Genomic DNA, 15,343 nt, shown 5'->3' with positions numbered 1-15,343 from the left:
ATAAAAACTCAAAGCCAAATCTCTCGGGATTTTGGCTTTTTTGTTTCCTGATATGGCTTTAATTCAGTTTTCAGGAATTATAATTATTCTCAAATATACATTTCGTGAATAGATACTACCTCGTCGTTTCCACATTGACTGCAGGATAAAAGATGTTGGCATATATTTTGTCTTACCGATTGAGGATCTCCGTCCGTTTGTTTTTGTATATTGGTTTCCAGGTATGCACTATAGTCGTCATAGTAATCCATTACCTTCCCAAAGTCCTCCATATTTATATCACAATTTTTACATAAGTATTCTATAGAAGTTAGACCATTACATAAAGGACATTCCATATTATCCTCTCCAAACCTTTTCTTTTCCTTAGCGTTTCACCCATGAGATTTTTTATGTTCATGGAATCCAGATAATATTTTCCTGCTTGTACACCCTTACGAATCTTATCAACTCCAGCTTTTACCTTTTTATATCTATGTATAAATTAAAGTGTGACCTTCCATACTAGCTAGTAGAAAGACGCACTCACATCAATGGGTCAAGCCGTTTAGGGCTTAGGAGATTTCATACGATAATCTCCTGTATGTCGGTTCAAATCCGACTGACCCAGCCAAATAAATCATTTTTTTAAAGGAGATTAACATCATGGCTCAAAACAGCTCAAACAATAACTCTAATCAATTGGTTGCTCCAGGTGCAGCAGAAGCAATCAATCAAATGAAATACGAAATTTCTACTGAGTTTGGAGTACAACTTGGTGCTGAAACAACAGCTCGTGCAAACGGATCTGTTGGAGGAGAAATAACAAAAAGACTTGTTCGTATGGGTGAACAACAAATCAGCGGCAGATCTCAATCTTAATTAAAAATTTCATATAAAATGGCTAAAACCCCCTTCCGAACAATTCGGAAGGGGGTTACGAATGTTTTTAGGATTTTTGTTTGACCATATCTTTTGGATTTACCCATTGATCAAATTCTTCCTCAGTTAAATAACCCAATTTCAAGGCTGTTTCTTTTAACGTACTGTTATCTTTAAAGGCAAGCTTAGCAATTTCAGCTGCTTTCTCATAGCCTATATGCGGGTTTAGTGCCGTTACGAGCATAAGGGAGGACTCTACATTTTTTTGAATGCTTTCAATATTAGCCTCAAGTCCAACCAGGCAATTAACCCTGAAGGATTTAAGCGAATCTGACAATAATCTGGCAGATTGCAGGAAATTATAAGCAATCACGGGTTTAAATACATTTAATTCGAAATTCCCCTGGCTTGCAGCAAATCCAATGGATGTATCATTTCCCAATATTTGAACAGCTACCATTGTTAAAGCTTCACTTTGCGTTGGATTTACTTTACCAGGCATAATCGAACTCCCAGGTTCATTTGCAGGAATGGTAATCTCCCCAATACCACTGCGAGGGCCGCTTGCCAACCAGCGTATATCATTGGCCACCTTCATCGCATCCATAGCCAAAGCTTTTAATGCACCATGCGCATAAACAATCTCATCATGGCTGGTCAATGCATGAAATTTGTTTGGTGAAGAAATGAAGTTATAACCGGTTTGTTCAGATATATATCCCGCTGTTTTATCCCCAAATTCGAGATGGGCATTAATGCCTGTACCAACAGCAGTACCTCCTATCGCAAGGCTAAGCAGCTTCTCGGCACTTTCCCTAATCATCTGTTCTGAACGTTCAAAACTGAATCTCCATCCGCTTATTTCCTGGCCAAGTGTTAATGGTGTAGCATCCTGCAGGTGAGTACGTCCAATTTTAACAATTCCCATAAACTCCTGCTCTTTTTCTTGAAGTACTTTCCTAAAAGCAATAATTTCAGGCAAAACATTTTTATGTATAGTTTCATAAGCTGCAATATGTAAAGCCGTTGGGTATGTATCATTGGAGCTTTGAGACATGTTTACATCATCATTAGGGTGCAGCGTTGCTTCAAACCCATTATTCTCCAGCCATTCATTCCCTTTACGTGCTACTACTTCATTCACATTCATATTGCTTTGGGTTCCACTTCCAGTTTGCCAAACTTTTAGAGGAAATTGACTATTTAAATTTCCTGCGATAATCTCATCACATACGTATGATATCGCATTCTTTTTTTCTTCCGATAAATTACCTAAATCAAAATTGGAATAAGCAGCGGCTTTTTTTAGGTGGGCAAAGGCATATACAATCTCAATTGGCATTAATTCTTGTCCAATTTTAAAATTGTTGCGGCTACGCTCTGTTTGAGCCCCCCAATAGCTATCAGCTGGAACACGCACTTCTCCCATCGTATCTTTTTCAATCCGATATTCCACCTTCATCATCCCCTATAAAGTATTATCTTACTATTAAGAACATACTCTCTATTATAGCAGATGGTCAAATGATAGCGCTTAAATCTAGCCCCCTTGACTGTTAGCTTTTAGGAGATATTAGGTTTACGCATCCCAAAGCATGTGCCCGATAAAAAAGCCTAAAGTCATGATACTAGCTATAGCAAGCGTTACAGTATAATCAATCATTTCCCCTACCTCCTCATATCCTTATAATGATAAAAATAGCACATTTAACTCTGGGCTGACCGGTTAAAAAATGAAAATATTTTACAATTCTATGACTATCACTCATGTTGATTCCAATCCATCATTAATTTCCCACGTTATCTATATTTTGTTTAATTAATTTAACACAGGGTAAATAGTATATAAATTAGCTCAATAACAGAGGAAAAGGTGAGACAAAATGCAAAAATATGAAATCGGTTCTTCTGAACTTTCCATTCAAAAACAAATAACACTTCCACAATTAATGTGTATAGCACAATATGCGAAAAACTTTAATGGAACAATCAAATTGGTAAGGAATACACAAGAAATTAACGTAAAGGATATTTCTTCTTTAACAGCTTTTTTCCTAACATTAGGTACGGATGCACATGTTAAAGTCCTTGTTAAAGGCGAAAATGCTCAAGGGGCAATTGAGCAAATCGAAACAATATGTCTGACAGAAAATACTGAGTTAACACCCTCTATGTCTTAATTACAGCATAGTAGAAAAGCCCATTTGAGACCGTAAAATTTACGATTTCAAATGGGCTTTTTTCATTCCTATTGAATATGGAAGGCAACTTATTTTTTAATTAATTTTTCCAGCGATTGATCCATTCATCAAAGTTTTTCTGAATCTTTTCCTTTTGCTCAATCCAATAGTTTTTAAAACGGTTCTTTTCTACTTCCTTTTCCATATCATCTATTGTTGGAACATCAAATGTTTGATTTTCGACATTTTGTAAGGCTTTTGTCATGATTTCCTGAAAAACAATATTTGCACCGCTTATTTTATCTTTGTAAAGATACTGATTGGCTGTTGTTTTATCATAGCCCATCCACACGGCACCAACGAGGTTGGGAGAATAACCGACAAACCATTGGTCCTTTACCGCGTCCTGTCTAGACACATTATCTACCTGAGTTGAACCTGTTTTTCCAGCGATATCTCTATTTTCAACCTTTGCATTTGTTCCAGTTCCACCTTCATAATCAACCACACCCTTTAGCATGGCAGTCATATTTTTTGCTACTTCCTTGGTCGTTACTTTAATTTTTTTCCCTTTAAAGACAGCAACTTCTTTGCCGCTCGCATCTACAATCTTCCGGATAAGGTGTGCTTCCTGACGTACACCTCCATTTGCAAATACAGAATAGGCTGAAGCCATCTGCAGTGGAGATACTCCCTCGTTTAGCCCACCTAAAGCAAGACCCAGTGTTCGGTCATTCTTTCCAAGTTTAATGCCAAATTTCTCTGCATAATCCATTCCAGCTTGTATGCCTATTTCATTCAAAAGCCAGACTGCAGGGATATTTTTCGATTTATACACAGCCTCGAACATCGGAACTTCTCCTTCATACTGATCATTATAATTCTTCGGTGAATAACCTCCTGCAAATTCCATCTCCGTATCTTTAATCAAATCTGTAGGTTTATATCCTTTTTCAAGGGCAGGTGTATAAACTGCGAGCGGCTTCATCACTGAACCTGGCTGGGCTTTTAATTGTGTCGCTCTGTTATATCCAAGAAAAACATGCTCTCCCCTTCCCCCAATAAGGGCTCTGACACCGCCAGTCTTTGGATCAAGCAAAACGGCACTGCTTTGTACTAATTCATCTGCATTTGAACCTTTTGCAAACAAATCATCTTGTTTATATACTTCTTCCATATCTTCCTGCATACCTTGATCTAGTTCTGTGTATATTTTATATCCACCTGTTAACAACTCGTCCTGCTTTATTCCATATGTTTTGTCAGCTTCCATAATCACCTGGTCAACATAGTAGGGAAACATTCCTTTTAAGGGATCGCTTAACTCTGTGAAACTTATTTCTTCTTCAGCTGCTGATTCCCTCTCTTCACTCGTAATAAACCCACTATTTTCCATCTGAACCAACACTACTTCTTGCCTTTTTTTTGCCGCCTCAAAGTTTTTATAAGGATCCAGAACAGAGGGAGCATGTATTAAACCAGCTAACAAAGCTGCCTCAGATAGATTGACCTTTTCGATTTCTTTTCCAAAATATACTTTGCTGGCATTTTGAATTCCCCAAGCGCCATGCCCAAAATAAATTTGATTTAAATACATCTCCATGATTTCATCTTTTGAGTATTCACGTTCAATCTGGCTGGCTATCGAAACCTCCTTCAGCTTTCTCTTCAAGGTTTGTTCAGGCGTTAAAAGTGTTATTTTTGCTAGTTGCTGCGTGATAGTACTTCCACCCTGAACAACAGTTCCTGCAGTGAAATTCTCATATGCTGCTCGAATAATCCCTATATAATCAATCCCACTATGTTCATAAAAACGTCGGTCTTCTATTGATATAACAGCATCAATCACATGCTCTGGAATCTGATTAATTGAAACCCCTTCTGTCTTATTTGCTGAAATTTTACTAGCCTCTTCTCCATCCATATCATAAATGATGGTTGGCTGCATAAGCTCAGTTTTCAGATGAGACAAATCAACTTCCTGATTTAAGAGCAGATAAAGGAATGAACTTATGATAAGGGCTATGAACGATAGACCAAGCAGAAGAATGTGTACTAAACGAGAATGGTCAAATATTTTTAAAAACTTATAACCCATCCAATTCTCATCCTCTCTAAAAATCAACTAAATTTCTATCCATTGTTACATATTATACACAAAAAATAAAAAACAACTGATAGACAGTTGTTTTAGGTTTACCTATATCTTTCACTTGTTAATCTCATTATTCGAGTTTCCAATTTCTTTATGCAATGTTTCCATATACATATAAACAATTTGCTTTAATTTTACATCTGCTCCCAAAACATCCAAGTGAGTTAAGCATTTTTTAATAATTGGGTGAATATCCTGGGGTTGTTTTTCATCTAACATCCTCATCACCTCTTTTTTCTATAATACAAGAATACAAGATATTTGCTGGTATGACCATTGGTCTTTTGGCATATTTATCTATTTTTCGAACTTCTAAATAGGTAATCTTGATTTGACCCTATTTCACAACAAATTAAGACCAATTTTCCAAATATCCCAAAAATAACATACCTACTCTTTTAAGGCATAAGGTCACTATATAGGATATTGGATTGACAGGTTCCCTTGCCTGATGTTTCCAAAAGCCAAATAAAGGATAAATAATAACGAGTGCAAATAAAATGAAGGGACTGAGTTATATGTTTAACCATATATTGGTGGCGTTCGACGGCTCAGATTCGGCTAAATTGGGTTTATCAATGGGATTAAATTTTTGTAAGAGTAAAGAGAACTCCTTATTATCAGTAGTTTATGTTTATGAAGAAAATAATGAAGGATTAATTCCTGAGAATACATTTGTAGCCTCAACCAATAGCACATTTTACGCAGACTCCAGCCAGGGGCAGGCAATCGTTCCAGAAACTAATTCTTTAATAAACAATAACTCTGCGAATAACAATCGACTTGAGGAAATTGAACGCTATGTAAACAGCTTGGAAGGTAATAATCTTATCCATTCACATTTTGTAGTACTTGAAGGGACAATTGATGATATGATTCTTCAATATGCTGAAAAAGAGGGAGTCGATTTAATTATTGTCGGCAATAGCAGCACTACCGGTCTTCGTAAATTGTTTCTCGGCAATATCTCTGAAAAAATCATTAAAAATGCCTCATGTCCTGTGTTAGTGGCAAAATAATTAATTGTTCCTTAACTATATAAGGCCTCCTGCCTCATAGAGAGCAAAAGGAGGCCATTTATTTTGCTAGAAAATCCAAATCTAAAAAAATCATCAAACTAAAAAAAGAGACATTCCAGGCAACTTCATACACACGTACGTTCAACAGGAATCTCTCAATATCAGAGTATTATTGCAACACTTTATTAACCAATTCTTTATATTTATTATGTGCATCATTCTCGTTTAATGAACTATAGATTCGATACTGATCCCCATCTAAAATACGATAGTGCTCACTAATCATATTTTGCTGCAGAACATACCCGCCATCATTAAGAATATCTTTCCACCATACCTTACCGCCAAGCATTTTTTCTTTCCTGTAATCAATTCTTTCTCTTGAAACCGTTTCAATGACCTCGAGAGGGTCCCCGCCAAATAAAGTCTGCACTGTTAATGTTTCACGAAATAATGAAACGACAGCCACGACAGTAGTCCAGCTTGCTTCATTACGCTCTTTTTCAATTTGTACCAATGTTTTTTTAGAAATACCGATTATTTCGGCCATCTTGTCTTGTGTATAATCAACTTCCACACGGATTAATCGCATACGTTCAGATATTAGACGAATAATTTCATCCTTACTCATAATCATCCCACTTCCCATCAATATAAAATATAATATTTATACTCCAAATTTAATGTTCACTACTATCATTATAATAGAAATAAATGGAAGATAGGTATTATTATGTATAAATTTACTAATTTTTTTATATTCTCTTCTTCTTTTTACAAAAAACTGCTTTCTATTAATTAAAAAGGACGATAGAACTATAACTCTTTCAGGAGCGAAGCCAAGATGGGTCGGGTTCAAGTACATGGAATGAGAAAAACTCAAAAAGACTTTCGACTATGTCGAGAGCCCTAAATTCAAATTATTAATCTTTTTAGGAATGATGTACAGATTTCCGCAAGATAACCCGTGGTGCTGCTGCAAATAATAGCATCATTACCATTCCGCTTACAATAACACTTGGCAGCATATAGGATAAATTATAAAACAATGAGAAAACTGCGACTGATTGGCCATCTGCTGCGCCAGTTCCAAAGAAAACCATTCCAGCAATAAAGTGTGCAAAAAAACGCATCGTACTTCCCAGTAGTATTCCTAAAACAATAATACCTGATGTTTTAATATCCTTTTTGCCAATTCGTTCTCTATCTGCATATTTAAATACAATCCCAGCTAAGCCAACAACCGTATAAGCGACAATATAATCGAGAAAACCTTGTACAGGATGCATGATATAAGCAGTTCCTGATAGAATTTGTAGCAAACCCAACAGTAATCCTGTGGTTACGCCACCTTTAACACCCCATCGATAAGCCATTAAAAAAACAGGTACCATAGCGATTGACACGCTGCCACCCTGCGGCCATAAACTAAAAGATACAACAGTGGCCAACAAATCAAAAATAAATGCCAAAGCAGAAAAAACAGCAATCTCCACCATAAATAATAATCGTTTGTTTCTCATCTTACTTCCCCTTTCTAATCAAGAGCTCCTGAATCGTAACCTCCATCTTGATCGGGCATCCAAAAATGCAAAAAAGCAATGCTCGCACAAAAATGGCTCGCATTGCTTACATTACATTCATTCAGCCACATTCCTACGCTAGTGCTAACTAACAGGTTCGAAGGGTCAGAACTCGATCGTTCACTCTCAGCCATAGGCTCCCCTTGTGGAATACTATTCATTTCTTACATCGTACTAATTTTTCCATACATTAGCAAGTATTATTAATCCAAATCTAACTAAGCAGTCATTTCTTCTATTTTTATTGTATCTGCTTTATCTTCTTTTTCTTCACGTTTCTTTTCAGATTCGGCAATAATTACAGCACAAGATGCATCTCCAGTAATATTAACTGCTGTTCTCGTCATATCAAGTAAGCGATCAATACCGAGGATCAAACCTACACCCTCAACTGGAAGGCCAACCTGGCCAAGAACCATAGTCAACATGATTAATCCTACACCCGGCACACCTGCTGTTCCAATACTTGCAAGAACAGCTGTCAGGATGACAGTAATTAATTGCGTCATTGTAAGGTCCACACTATATGCCTGGGCAATAAATACAGTAGCAACCCCTTGCATAATAGCAGTTCCATCCATATTAATGGTAGCGCCAAGCGGCTGCACAAAGCTGCTGATACTTTTTGGTACATTCAGCTCTTTTTGTGTAAGCTCCATAGCTACCGGCAAAGTTGCACTGCTCGACGAAGTACTAAACCCGACTGTCATAGCTGGGAAAAACTTTTTGAAAAACTCTATTGGATTACGTTTCGCGAATATTGCAATCGCTCCCCCGTATATGACAATTGTATGAGCCAATAATGCCAAAAGAACTACGATCATATAAAGACCCATATTTTTAATAGCCGGAAGACCTTGGCTTCCGACAGCAGTTGCTATTAAGGCAAATGTTGCATAAGGTGCTGCCTTCATAATTAGGTTAACTAAATACATCAGTACTTCATTACCTTGCTCCAAAAGGTTGATAATACCTTTTGTTTTTTCTCCAAGAGCCGTAATTGCGATCCCAAAGAAAATAGACATTACAATTACCTGAAGCATATTTCCATCCGCCATTGCCTGAATTGGATTCTTTGGAATGATATTAATGAGAGTTTCAGTTATAGAAGGGGCTGTAGTGGCTGTATATTCAGCTGAGGCAATATCAAAATTACCTCCGTTCCCTGGTTTAATGACTAAGGCCAGGAATATACCAATTGTGATAGCAAATGCAGTCGTTGAAAGAAAATAAAGAATGGTTTTACCACCAATTCTGCCGAGTTTTTTAGGATCCCCTAAACCCGCCGTACCTAGAGTAATTGAGATAAGTACAATAGGAACAACCAGCATGGTAATAGCGTTAATGAACAGACTGCCGATTGGTGAAAATACTAAAGCATTTAAGATTTCAAATGATTGAGGTGAAAAAATGTTAAGCATCAATCCAACAATCGCACCAAAAAACAATCCTAATATAATTTTAACTGTAAGGTTCATAGATGTCCTCCTTCAATTATCTATTAGAAAAAATCTACTATACTCCACATAAAAGGAGAATTTAACGAAAAAACACCCCACAAATTAGAATGGTTTTTCTTATTTCTATATAATAATAGTAGATTATTCCTAAGATGACAATGGAAAGAATTACAGGGAGGTGTGTACAATCTTGCTCTTAGCTTGAGTGAGGGCCTGTTTTTCTCGTTTTGTCCCTTGATCACATAAATATAAATTTTTATATTTCCGTCTTTTCTGCATATCCTCATACAACAGCAAAAAAAGACGCATACATGCGTCTTCTGTGAAATGATCGTATTTTTAACTAATATGTATGTATGAGATTGATTAATGACTTTTTAGTTCTACTTCCTTCTTGGACTCAGATGCTTCCTCAGCCATTAATTCATGACCCAAATCAGAGAACCCTGAAATAAATACATTTGAAAATATTTCATTACGTGATTTTGTCTTTTCAATGATAATTCCCTGCACCTTAAATTTAGATACGATATCCATACACACTATCTCCACCTCTAATTTATACTAATCCATACAAATATACCCTTATATTAATCCCTCAAACCAAAATACAAGCATTTTATTTGACATTTATATCTGTTTTATTTACTAACTGATTTTATGTAAATAACACTATAATTATGTTACTTATGTAAATAATTCCACAACTTAAATTTTACTAAATTGCTGAAAAAAAGATAGTCCCAAATTTCATATTTATTGAAAATATAGTCAAATTATTAAATTAGGAATAAAAACAAATGCTATTCATTTATAAATTTAATATAATGGATAGTAATAACTCTTTTTCAAATACTTCTCTTTTATAATCCAAGGGGTGATTCACATGGGAAGTTGATGACCAAAAACATTCATATAGTCGATCTTTTATATTTAAACCATTTAGCTGATAGCAGCTTATTACTACAGGAGGTGACTCCTTGACCGTCATAAACGGTTAAAGGAAATTTATTGGACATATGGAATTTGGTTTTTATAGCCATTTTGATTGCATTAACCGCATTTTTTGTTGCATCGGAGTTCGCAATTGTTAAAATTCGTTCTTCACGGATAGATCAATTACTTGAAGAAGGAAATAAAAAGGCAATAAGCACCAAAAAAATCATCACAAATCTGGATGAATACTTGTCTGCCTGTCAGCTTGGCATAACGATGACGGCACTGGCACTTGGCTGGATCGGAGAAGAAACCTTTGCCACTATCATATCTCCAGTAATATCATTCTTGACATTACCGGATGCTGTTGCCAAAACACTGACCATCATTCTCTCTTTTATGTTAATTACATTTATTCACGTAGTCATTGGTGAATTGGCACCAAAGACTGTTGCCATTCAAAAAGCGGAATCAATTGCTCTTCTTACTTCAAAGCCACTTATGACTTTCTATAAAATCATGTATCCTTTTATATGGGCTCTTAACGGGTCAGCAAGGCTGATTGCCAAATCAGTCGGAGTTGAACCCGCATCAAAATATGAGATTGCACATACAGAAGAAGAACTGCAAATTATTTTGTCTGAGAGTTTGAAGAGCGGCGAAATTAATCAATCTGAGTTTAAATATGTGAACAATATATTTGAATTTGATAACCGAATTGCAAAAGAAATTATGGTACCACGAACAGAAATGATTTCCTTATCAAAAGATGACCTCGTAAAGGAATTTATTGATGTATTTCATGCTGAGAAATTCACTCGTTATCCTATTATTGATGGAGATAAGGATCACATCATTGGATTAGTAAATGTAAAAGAAATACTGACAGATATCGTCCAGCATAAACAGGTGACAACTGTCACTCTTGATCCCTACATTAGGCCGATAATCCGTGTCTTAGATACCATGCCGATTCATGACTTATTAGTCAAGATGCAAACTGAACGCATTCACATGGCTGTTCTGATGGATGAGTATGGCGGAACTTCAGGTTTAGTCACTATTGAAGATATAGTTGAAGAAATTGTTGGAGAAATCCGCGACGAATTCGATGCTGACGAGATACCTGAGATTCGTAAAAATCCAGACGGCTCCTATATCGTTGATTCAAAAGTACTTATCAGTGAAATTAATGACTTGCTTGGAACTAATTTGGATGACTCAGATATTGATACAATCGGCGGATGGGTTCTAACCGAAAATTATGATGCCAAGTTGGGGGATACGATTGACCTCGAAGGATATGAAGTAACCATCATCGATATGGAAGACCATCATATCCATTATGTTGAAATTAAGCAAAAGGTTAAAGAATATCAGATAATCGGTATACCACAAAAAAACGTCGCTGAAGAAGATAATGTCCTCTTCTCTTAATATTTAAATTATTTATAGAATACCAACCAACAAACCGCTTCTCCAAATTGGAATTTAATTTCCTTAGAGAAGCGGTTTTTATAATGTATGCCTCTTTTCCTGATTAGCTACAAGATCCTTTCGAGCTAGCTTATTTACTTCAGGAAAACAAAATTAAGCAGAACCTTAACAGGTCCTGCTCAATCATTACTCGGTTATAACAGTCGTTTTCGTCTTATACAATCTATAGAGCCTTACAATATTTTTGGTGATCGTTTTTACAACAGCATAGGTCGGCACGGCTAATATCATCCCCATTATACCAGCTAAACTTCCTGCAACCAATAATATCAAGATAATGGTCAATGGATGAATATTAAGTGATTTCCCAATAATCAACGGAGAAATCAGATTACCATCAATTTGTTGAACTATTACAATCACTAAGATGACCAAAATAGCTGTTAGCGGCGATTGGAATAGACCGACTACCACTGCCGGTGCAGCCCCAATAAACGGGCCTACATAAGGAATAATGTTTGTAATTGCAATTACTAATCCCAGCGTCAGTGCATATGGTAAATCCAGTATTAAGAAACCGATAAAACAACACGTACCGACAAAAATACAGACAATAATTTGTCCCTGTATATAGCTTGCCAATGTCTCAGAGGTTTCCTGAATAATAACCATTCCTTCTTTCCTAAAAGAAGATGGTAAAAATCTCATGATTGCATTGGGAAGTTTATTCCCATCCTTCAACATATAAAACAGGATGAACGGAACTGTTATGATAATTAATGTCAGATTTGTGATAAAGGAGAAGACGGCCGAGACTCCAGTCGTTATATTCTTTGTCACAGTGGTTGTGAATTCAAGCAATCTGTCCTTCAGTTCGTCTATTTTAACTATATCCTGTTGAATTACATAATTAACCAAAGGGGAATCAGATGCATCCTCAATGATTCTTCCAATATCATCAATGATTTTAGGCGTATTCTCGACTATATCTGTTATTTGATTCGAAACGATTGGCCCAACTGTTGCTCCACCAAATATAAATAAACCAATCAGGGCTATGTATACGATCAAGATTCCAATGATTTTTGGTACTTTCCGCTTTATCATAAATTTTAAAAGTGGATTTAATAAATAAAACAGAAATCCTGAAATCAAAATTGGGAAAAAAAGCGTAGATATGAAGATCCCAATCGGATTAAATAAGAAGGAAATTTTTGTACTTACGAATATAATCAATAACAGTAACAAGATTTCCAATGTCCAAAAATGTAATTTTGATTTCAATTGTATCCTCCTCTCCTCATATTCGGTTATTCCCCATTATATCGTATTTATTCGTTAGAAAAAACATTCCCATTAATATAATGTTTTAATACATTAGATGTCATACTTTTTATAAAAATCTGTTTTCCTACTGATTGTTGTATAATATTGGTAAGGCGGTGTTTAAATTGAAGAACTACACAGTGATGTTTCTGTTGATATTTGTTGCAAGTATCGCAGGTGGTATGGCGCTAAAAAACATTTTCGGATATTCAATGTTAGTTGGAGTTGGGTTAGCATTCATATTTTTGCTTTGTTCAGCTTTTTCACTAAGCATAAACAACCATAAGAACCAAAACACAGAAATGGGAGATGAAATTAGAAGATTGTCTTAATATTCAATTCCCGAACTTTGAAAAGGGTATAACAATTCACCAGCTATTACGGAGTATGGATAGAGAAACATAATGATGAGATTTTCAAATATCATATTATGAGTTATGACCCGGGAGTTAGTTTCCATTCGGCATTTTATCCTAAGATGTCAATCACAGCCGTAATATGTTCTAACAAATCTAAAGGTGCATATGATATTACGCAGGAAATTGAGAAAGAAATTTTAACCCTTTGGGATCATAGAAAGAGTAACTCAGGTTAAAGTGAGGTTAATCCATAACAATGTTTAATGTAGAATTAATGGACTTATAGAAAAATACTATGTAAAGGAGTGACACTATAGTGGAAACAGTAAAGCCAGAGGTGGAAACATCGAATTTTGTAGATATCTTTACGAATGTTTTACCTTTTTTTCTATTGGCGGTAATGATTTTAATTATTATCGCTATTATATATATTGTTAAGATTTTTAAGCGTTATCTAACTAACAGTAAAATAGTTGAGCAAAAACTAAAGCTGATAGAAACAGATATACAGGAGACTAAACAACGTCTTGACCGAATTGAAAAAAATCTTAAATAAAATTTAATATATTTTTTTAGTATGCTAGCTAGGGGCTTCAAACAAAGTAATGACAGCACAAAAGCTGTCTTTTTTTATTGAGATATCAGCAATATACTATTAGAAAAGAACTAATACAAATAAACCGGAACTTTTATGTTCCGGCTCTATCTCCAGCTTTGTTTAGAACGCCCAATTCCCTTTTCGGAAAATAGGTTCTTTTGTTCCATCCGCCAATTCTCCATCAATGTCCATTTCAGCAGAACCAATCATAAAATCAACATGATTAATACTTATATTGACACCATCATTCGCTAATTGATCTTCATTCATCTCTTTGCCTCCTTCAAGACAAAAAGCATAGCCTGAGCCAATAGCCAAGTGATTGGATGCATTTTCATCAAAGAGAGTATTATAGAATAAAATATTTGTATCAGAGATTGGTGACTGATGAGGTACTAGGGCAACTTCACCAAGATAGCGAGATCCTTCATCAGAGTCAAGAAGATTCTTAAGAACATTCTCACCTGTTTCTGCCTTTACATCTACAACTTTTCCTTTTTCAAATGTTAACGTGAAATTGTTAATGACATTTCCGCCATAGCTTAAAGGCTTCGTGCTTGTAACAGTTCCATTCACGCCTTCTTTATAAGGAACCGTAAAGACTTCCTCTGTTGGCATATTAGCCATAAACGATATACCTTTTGAATTCACACTACCGGCTCCGCACCATATATGTTTATCAGACAGCTCAATGGATAAATCTGTTCCTGGCGCTTTATAATGAAGAACTTTATATTTTTTTGAATTTAAATAGTCTGCTTTTGTACGCAGGGTTTCATCGTGTTCCTTCCAAGCAGCAACTGGATCCTCACTATCTACTCGGACTGCTTTAAAAATCGCATCCCAAAGTAATTCCACACTGTTTTCGGAATCAGGGAAAATCTTGTCAGCCCAGGCCTTCCCTGCAGCAGCTGTTACACACCAGCTCACTTTATCAGATTGTGTAGCTTGTCTAAATTTATTTAATGCAGTGCCTGCCGCTTTTTGAAAGCTAGCAATTCGATTCGGATCGATTCCTTTTAATAGGTCAGGACTCTGAGAAACAATTGATAGGAAAGCACCACCTTTTTCTACCAACTCCTCTCGTTGAGCCACTATCCATTGCGGAAATTCATTAAAGGCTTCATCTGGAGCCAATTCATATTTGATTCTGCTAACCTCTTCATCAGCCCAATCCACGTATACATGCTTTGCACCGGCTTCATAAGCTTTTTTAACAACTTGGCGTGTAAACGATGCTGATTCAATTGAGGATGAGATTACCAAAATTTGCCCTTCTTGAATATTGACTCCCACTTTAACAACCAATTCTGCATATTTGTTTAATTTTTGTTCAAAATTCATTCTTTCAGCTCCTTTAAAACATCATTCCCATTCGTTACTATTTTACCACTCCTTGTTGGAATACACAGTTGAACGAATTGGTTTT

General features: G+C 35.9%; 15 protein-coding genes, 1 pseudogene and 1 riboswitch. Of the genes and pseudogenes, 7 read left to right on the top strand and 9 right to left on the bottom strand.

Going from position 1 to position 15,343, the window contains the following annotated elements; all coding sequences use genetic code 11:
• Positions 1–645: 645 nt before the first annotated feature.
• Positions 646–861, top strand: a complete 216-nt coding sequence (locus AC4G3O_RS06430; RefSeq protein WP_066101945.1) for an alpha/beta-type small acid-soluble spore protein — start codon at positions 646–648, stop codon at positions 859–861.
• Between the two features lie 67 nt (positions 862–928).
• Here AC4G3O_RS06430 and fumC read toward each other — a convergent pair whose 3' ends face one another.
• On the bottom strand, positions 929–2,317 hold the full coding sequence (fumC, locus tag AC4G3O_RS06425) for a class II fumarate hydratase (RefSeq protein ID WP_148630828.1): 1,389 nt from the start codon (positions 2,315–2,317) through the stop codon (positions 929–931).
• Between the two features lie 427 nt (positions 2,318–2,744).
• On the opposite strand from fumC, the gene AC4G3O_RS06420 reads away from it, so the two are divergent.
• A complete protein-coding gene (locus AC4G3O_RS06420; RefSeq protein ID WP_066101953.1) occupies positions 2,745–3,041 on the top strand; it encodes an HPr family phosphocarrier protein in 297 nt (98 codons plus the stop codon).
• Between the two features lie 100 nt (positions 3,042–3,141).
• On the opposite strand, the gene AC4G3O_RS06415 is transcribed toward AC4G3O_RS06420, so the two are convergent.
• Together AC4G3O_RS06415 and AC4G3O_RS06410 are read right to left on the bottom strand one after the other, a co-directional pair.
• Positions 3,142–5,139 (bottom strand): transglycosylase domain-containing protein, encoded by a 1,998-nt coding sequence (locus AC4G3O_RS06415; protein WP_066101956.1) that lies wholly within the window; start codon positions 5,137–5,139, stop codon positions 3,142–3,144.
• Between the two features lie 111 nt (positions 5,140–5,250).
• The gene (locus tag AC4G3O_RS06410; protein ID WP_175354229.1) at positions 5,251–5,415 is read right to left on the bottom strand and encodes a hypothetical protein; all 165 of its coding nucleotides are present in this window, start codon (positions 5,413–5,415) and stop codon (positions 5,251–5,253) included.
• A gap of 299 nt (positions 5,416–5,714) precedes the next feature.
• Here AC4G3O_RS06410 and AC4G3O_RS06405 point away from each other — a divergent pair, with 299 nt between their 5' ends.
• Positions 5,715–6,215: a universal stress protein gene (locus tag AC4G3O_RS06405; RefSeq protein WP_066101960.1), complete on the top strand. Its 501-nt coding sequence runs from the start codon at positions 5,715–5,717 to the stop codon at positions 6,213–6,215.
• Positions 6,216–6,384: 169 nt separating this feature from the next.
• Here AC4G3O_RS06405 and AC4G3O_RS06400 read toward each other — a convergent pair whose 3' ends face one another.
• The 4 genes from AC4G3O_RS06400 to AC4G3O_RS06385 form a co-directional block, all read right to left on the bottom strand.
• A complete protein-coding gene (locus AC4G3O_RS06400) occupies positions 6,385–6,846 on the bottom strand; it encodes a helix-turn-helix domain-containing protein (RefSeq protein ID WP_066101963.1) in 462 nt (153 codons plus the stop codon).
• A gap of 301 nt (positions 6,847–7,147) precedes the next feature.
• Entirely contained in the window at positions 7,148–7,738 is a 591-nt protein-coding gene (thiT, locus tag AC4G3O_RS06395; RefSeq protein ID WP_066101964.1) for an energy-coupled thiamine transporter ThiT, read from the bottom strand.
• 113 nt (positions 7,739–7,851) lie between these two features.
• A riboswitch (TPP riboswitch) is annotated at positions 7,852–7,952 on the bottom strand.
• A 64-nt stretch (positions 7,953–8,016) separates the two neighbouring features.
• On the bottom strand, positions 8,017–9,276 hold the full coding sequence (locus AC4G3O_RS06390) for a dicarboxylate/amino acid:cation symporter (protein WP_066101967.1): 1,260 nt from the start codon (positions 9,274–9,276) through the stop codon (positions 8,017–8,019).
• A gap of 348 nt (positions 9,277–9,624) precedes the next feature.
• On the bottom strand, positions 9,625–9,795 hold the full coding sequence (locus AC4G3O_RS06385) for a hypothetical protein (RefSeq protein WP_180349928.1): 171 nt from the start codon (positions 9,793–9,795) through the stop codon (positions 9,625–9,627).
• 474 nt (positions 9,796–10,269) lie between these two features.
• On the opposite strand from AC4G3O_RS06385, the gene AC4G3O_RS06380 reads away from it, so the two are divergent.
• Positions 10,270–11,631 (top strand): hemolysin family protein, encoded by a 1,362-nt coding sequence (locus tag AC4G3O_RS06380; RefSeq protein ID WP_077247972.1) that lies wholly within the window; start codon positions 10,270–10,272, stop codon positions 11,629–11,631.
• 186 nt (positions 11,632–11,817) lie between these two features.
• Here the strand turns inward: AC4G3O_RS06380 and AC4G3O_RS06375 are convergent, their stop codons facing one another.
• Positions 11,818–12,915: an AI-2E family transporter gene (locus tag AC4G3O_RS06375; RefSeq protein ID WP_066101969.1), complete on the bottom strand. Its 1,098-nt coding sequence runs from the start codon at positions 12,913–12,915 to the stop codon at positions 11,818–11,820.
• 167 nt (positions 12,916–13,082) lie between these two features.
• Here AC4G3O_RS06375 and AC4G3O_RS06370 point away from each other — a divergent pair, with 167 nt between their 5' ends.
• The 3 genes and pseudogenes from AC4G3O_RS06370 to AC4G3O_RS06360 all read left to right on the top strand — a co-directional run bounded on the left by AC4G3O_RS06370 (position 13,083) and on the right by AC4G3O_RS06360 (position 13,872).
• Positions 13,083–13,289 (top strand): hypothetical protein, encoded by a 207-nt coding sequence (locus AC4G3O_RS06370; protein ID WP_491135979.1) that lies wholly within the window; start codon positions 13,083–13,085, stop codon positions 13,287–13,289.
• Between the two features lie 47 nt (positions 13,290–13,336).
• A pseudogene (locus AC4G3O_RS06365) lies at positions 13,337–13,552 on the top strand (hypothetical protein); the annotation flags it as partial.
• Positions 13,553–13,632: 80 nt separating this feature from the next.
• Complete coding sequence (locus tag AC4G3O_RS06360) at positions 13,633–13,872, top strand: hypothetical protein (RefSeq protein WP_066101977.1); 240 nt, start codon at positions 13,633–13,635, stop codon at positions 13,870–13,872.
• A gap of 162 nt (positions 13,873–14,034) precedes the next feature.
• Here AC4G3O_RS06360 and AC4G3O_RS06355 read toward each other — a convergent pair whose 3' ends face one another.
• Positions 14,035–15,258 carry an aminopeptidase gene (locus tag AC4G3O_RS06355; RefSeq protein WP_066101980.1) on the bottom strand — a complete coding sequence of 408 codons (1,224 nt, stop codon included), beginning with the start codon at positions 15,256–15,258 and terminating at the stop codon, positions 14,035–14,037.
• Positions 15,259–15,343: the final 85 nt, after the last annotated feature.

Source organism: Bacillus sp. z14 (2026) (assembly GCF_058313575.1).
Note: the sequence above shows the minus strand (reverse complement) of the source record. Positions and strands in the feature narration are given on the sequence as shown.

Excerpts from the sequence above, each read along its gene's own strand:
- AC4G3O_RS06430 (WP_066101945.1), top strand. The coding sequence starts at position 646 with ATGGCTCAAAACAGCTCAAACAATAACTCTAATCAATTGGTTGCTCCA.
- AC4G3O_RS06420 (WP_066101953.1), top strand. The coding sequence starts at position 2,745 with ATGCAAAAATATGAAATCGGTTCTTCTGAACTTTCCATTCAAAAACAA.
- AC4G3O_RS06415 (WP_066101956.1), bottom strand. The coding sequence starts at position 5,139 with ATGGGTTATAAGTTTTTAAAAATATTTGACCATTCTCGTTTAGTACAC.
- AC4G3O_RS06410 (WP_175354229.1), bottom strand. The coding sequence starts at position 5,415 with ATGTTAGATGAAAAACAACCCCAGGATATTCACCCAATTATTAAAAAA.
- AC4G3O_RS06405 (WP_066101960.1), top strand. The coding sequence starts at position 5,715 with ATGTTTAACCATATATTGGTGGCGTTCGACGGCTCAGATTCGGCTAAA.
- AC4G3O_RS06400 (WP_066101963.1), bottom strand. The coding sequence starts at position 6,846 with ATGAGTAAGGATGAAATTATTCGTCTAATATCTGAACGTATGCGATTA.
- thiT (WP_066101964.1), bottom strand. The coding sequence starts at position 7,738 with ATGAGAAACAAACGATTATTATTTATGGTGGAGATTGCTGTTTTTTCT.
- AC4G3O_RS06390 (WP_066101967.1), bottom strand. The coding sequence starts at position 9,276 with ATGAACCTTACAGTTAAAATTATATTAGGATTGTTTTTTGGTGCGATT.
- AC4G3O_RS06385 (WP_180349928.1), bottom strand. The coding sequence starts at position 9,795 with ATGGATATCGTATCTAAATTTAAGGTGCAGGGAATTATCATTGAAAAG.
- AC4G3O_RS06355 (WP_066101980.1), bottom strand. The coding sequence starts at position 15,258 with ATGAATTTTGAACAAAAATTAAACAAATATGCAGAATTGGTTGTTAAA.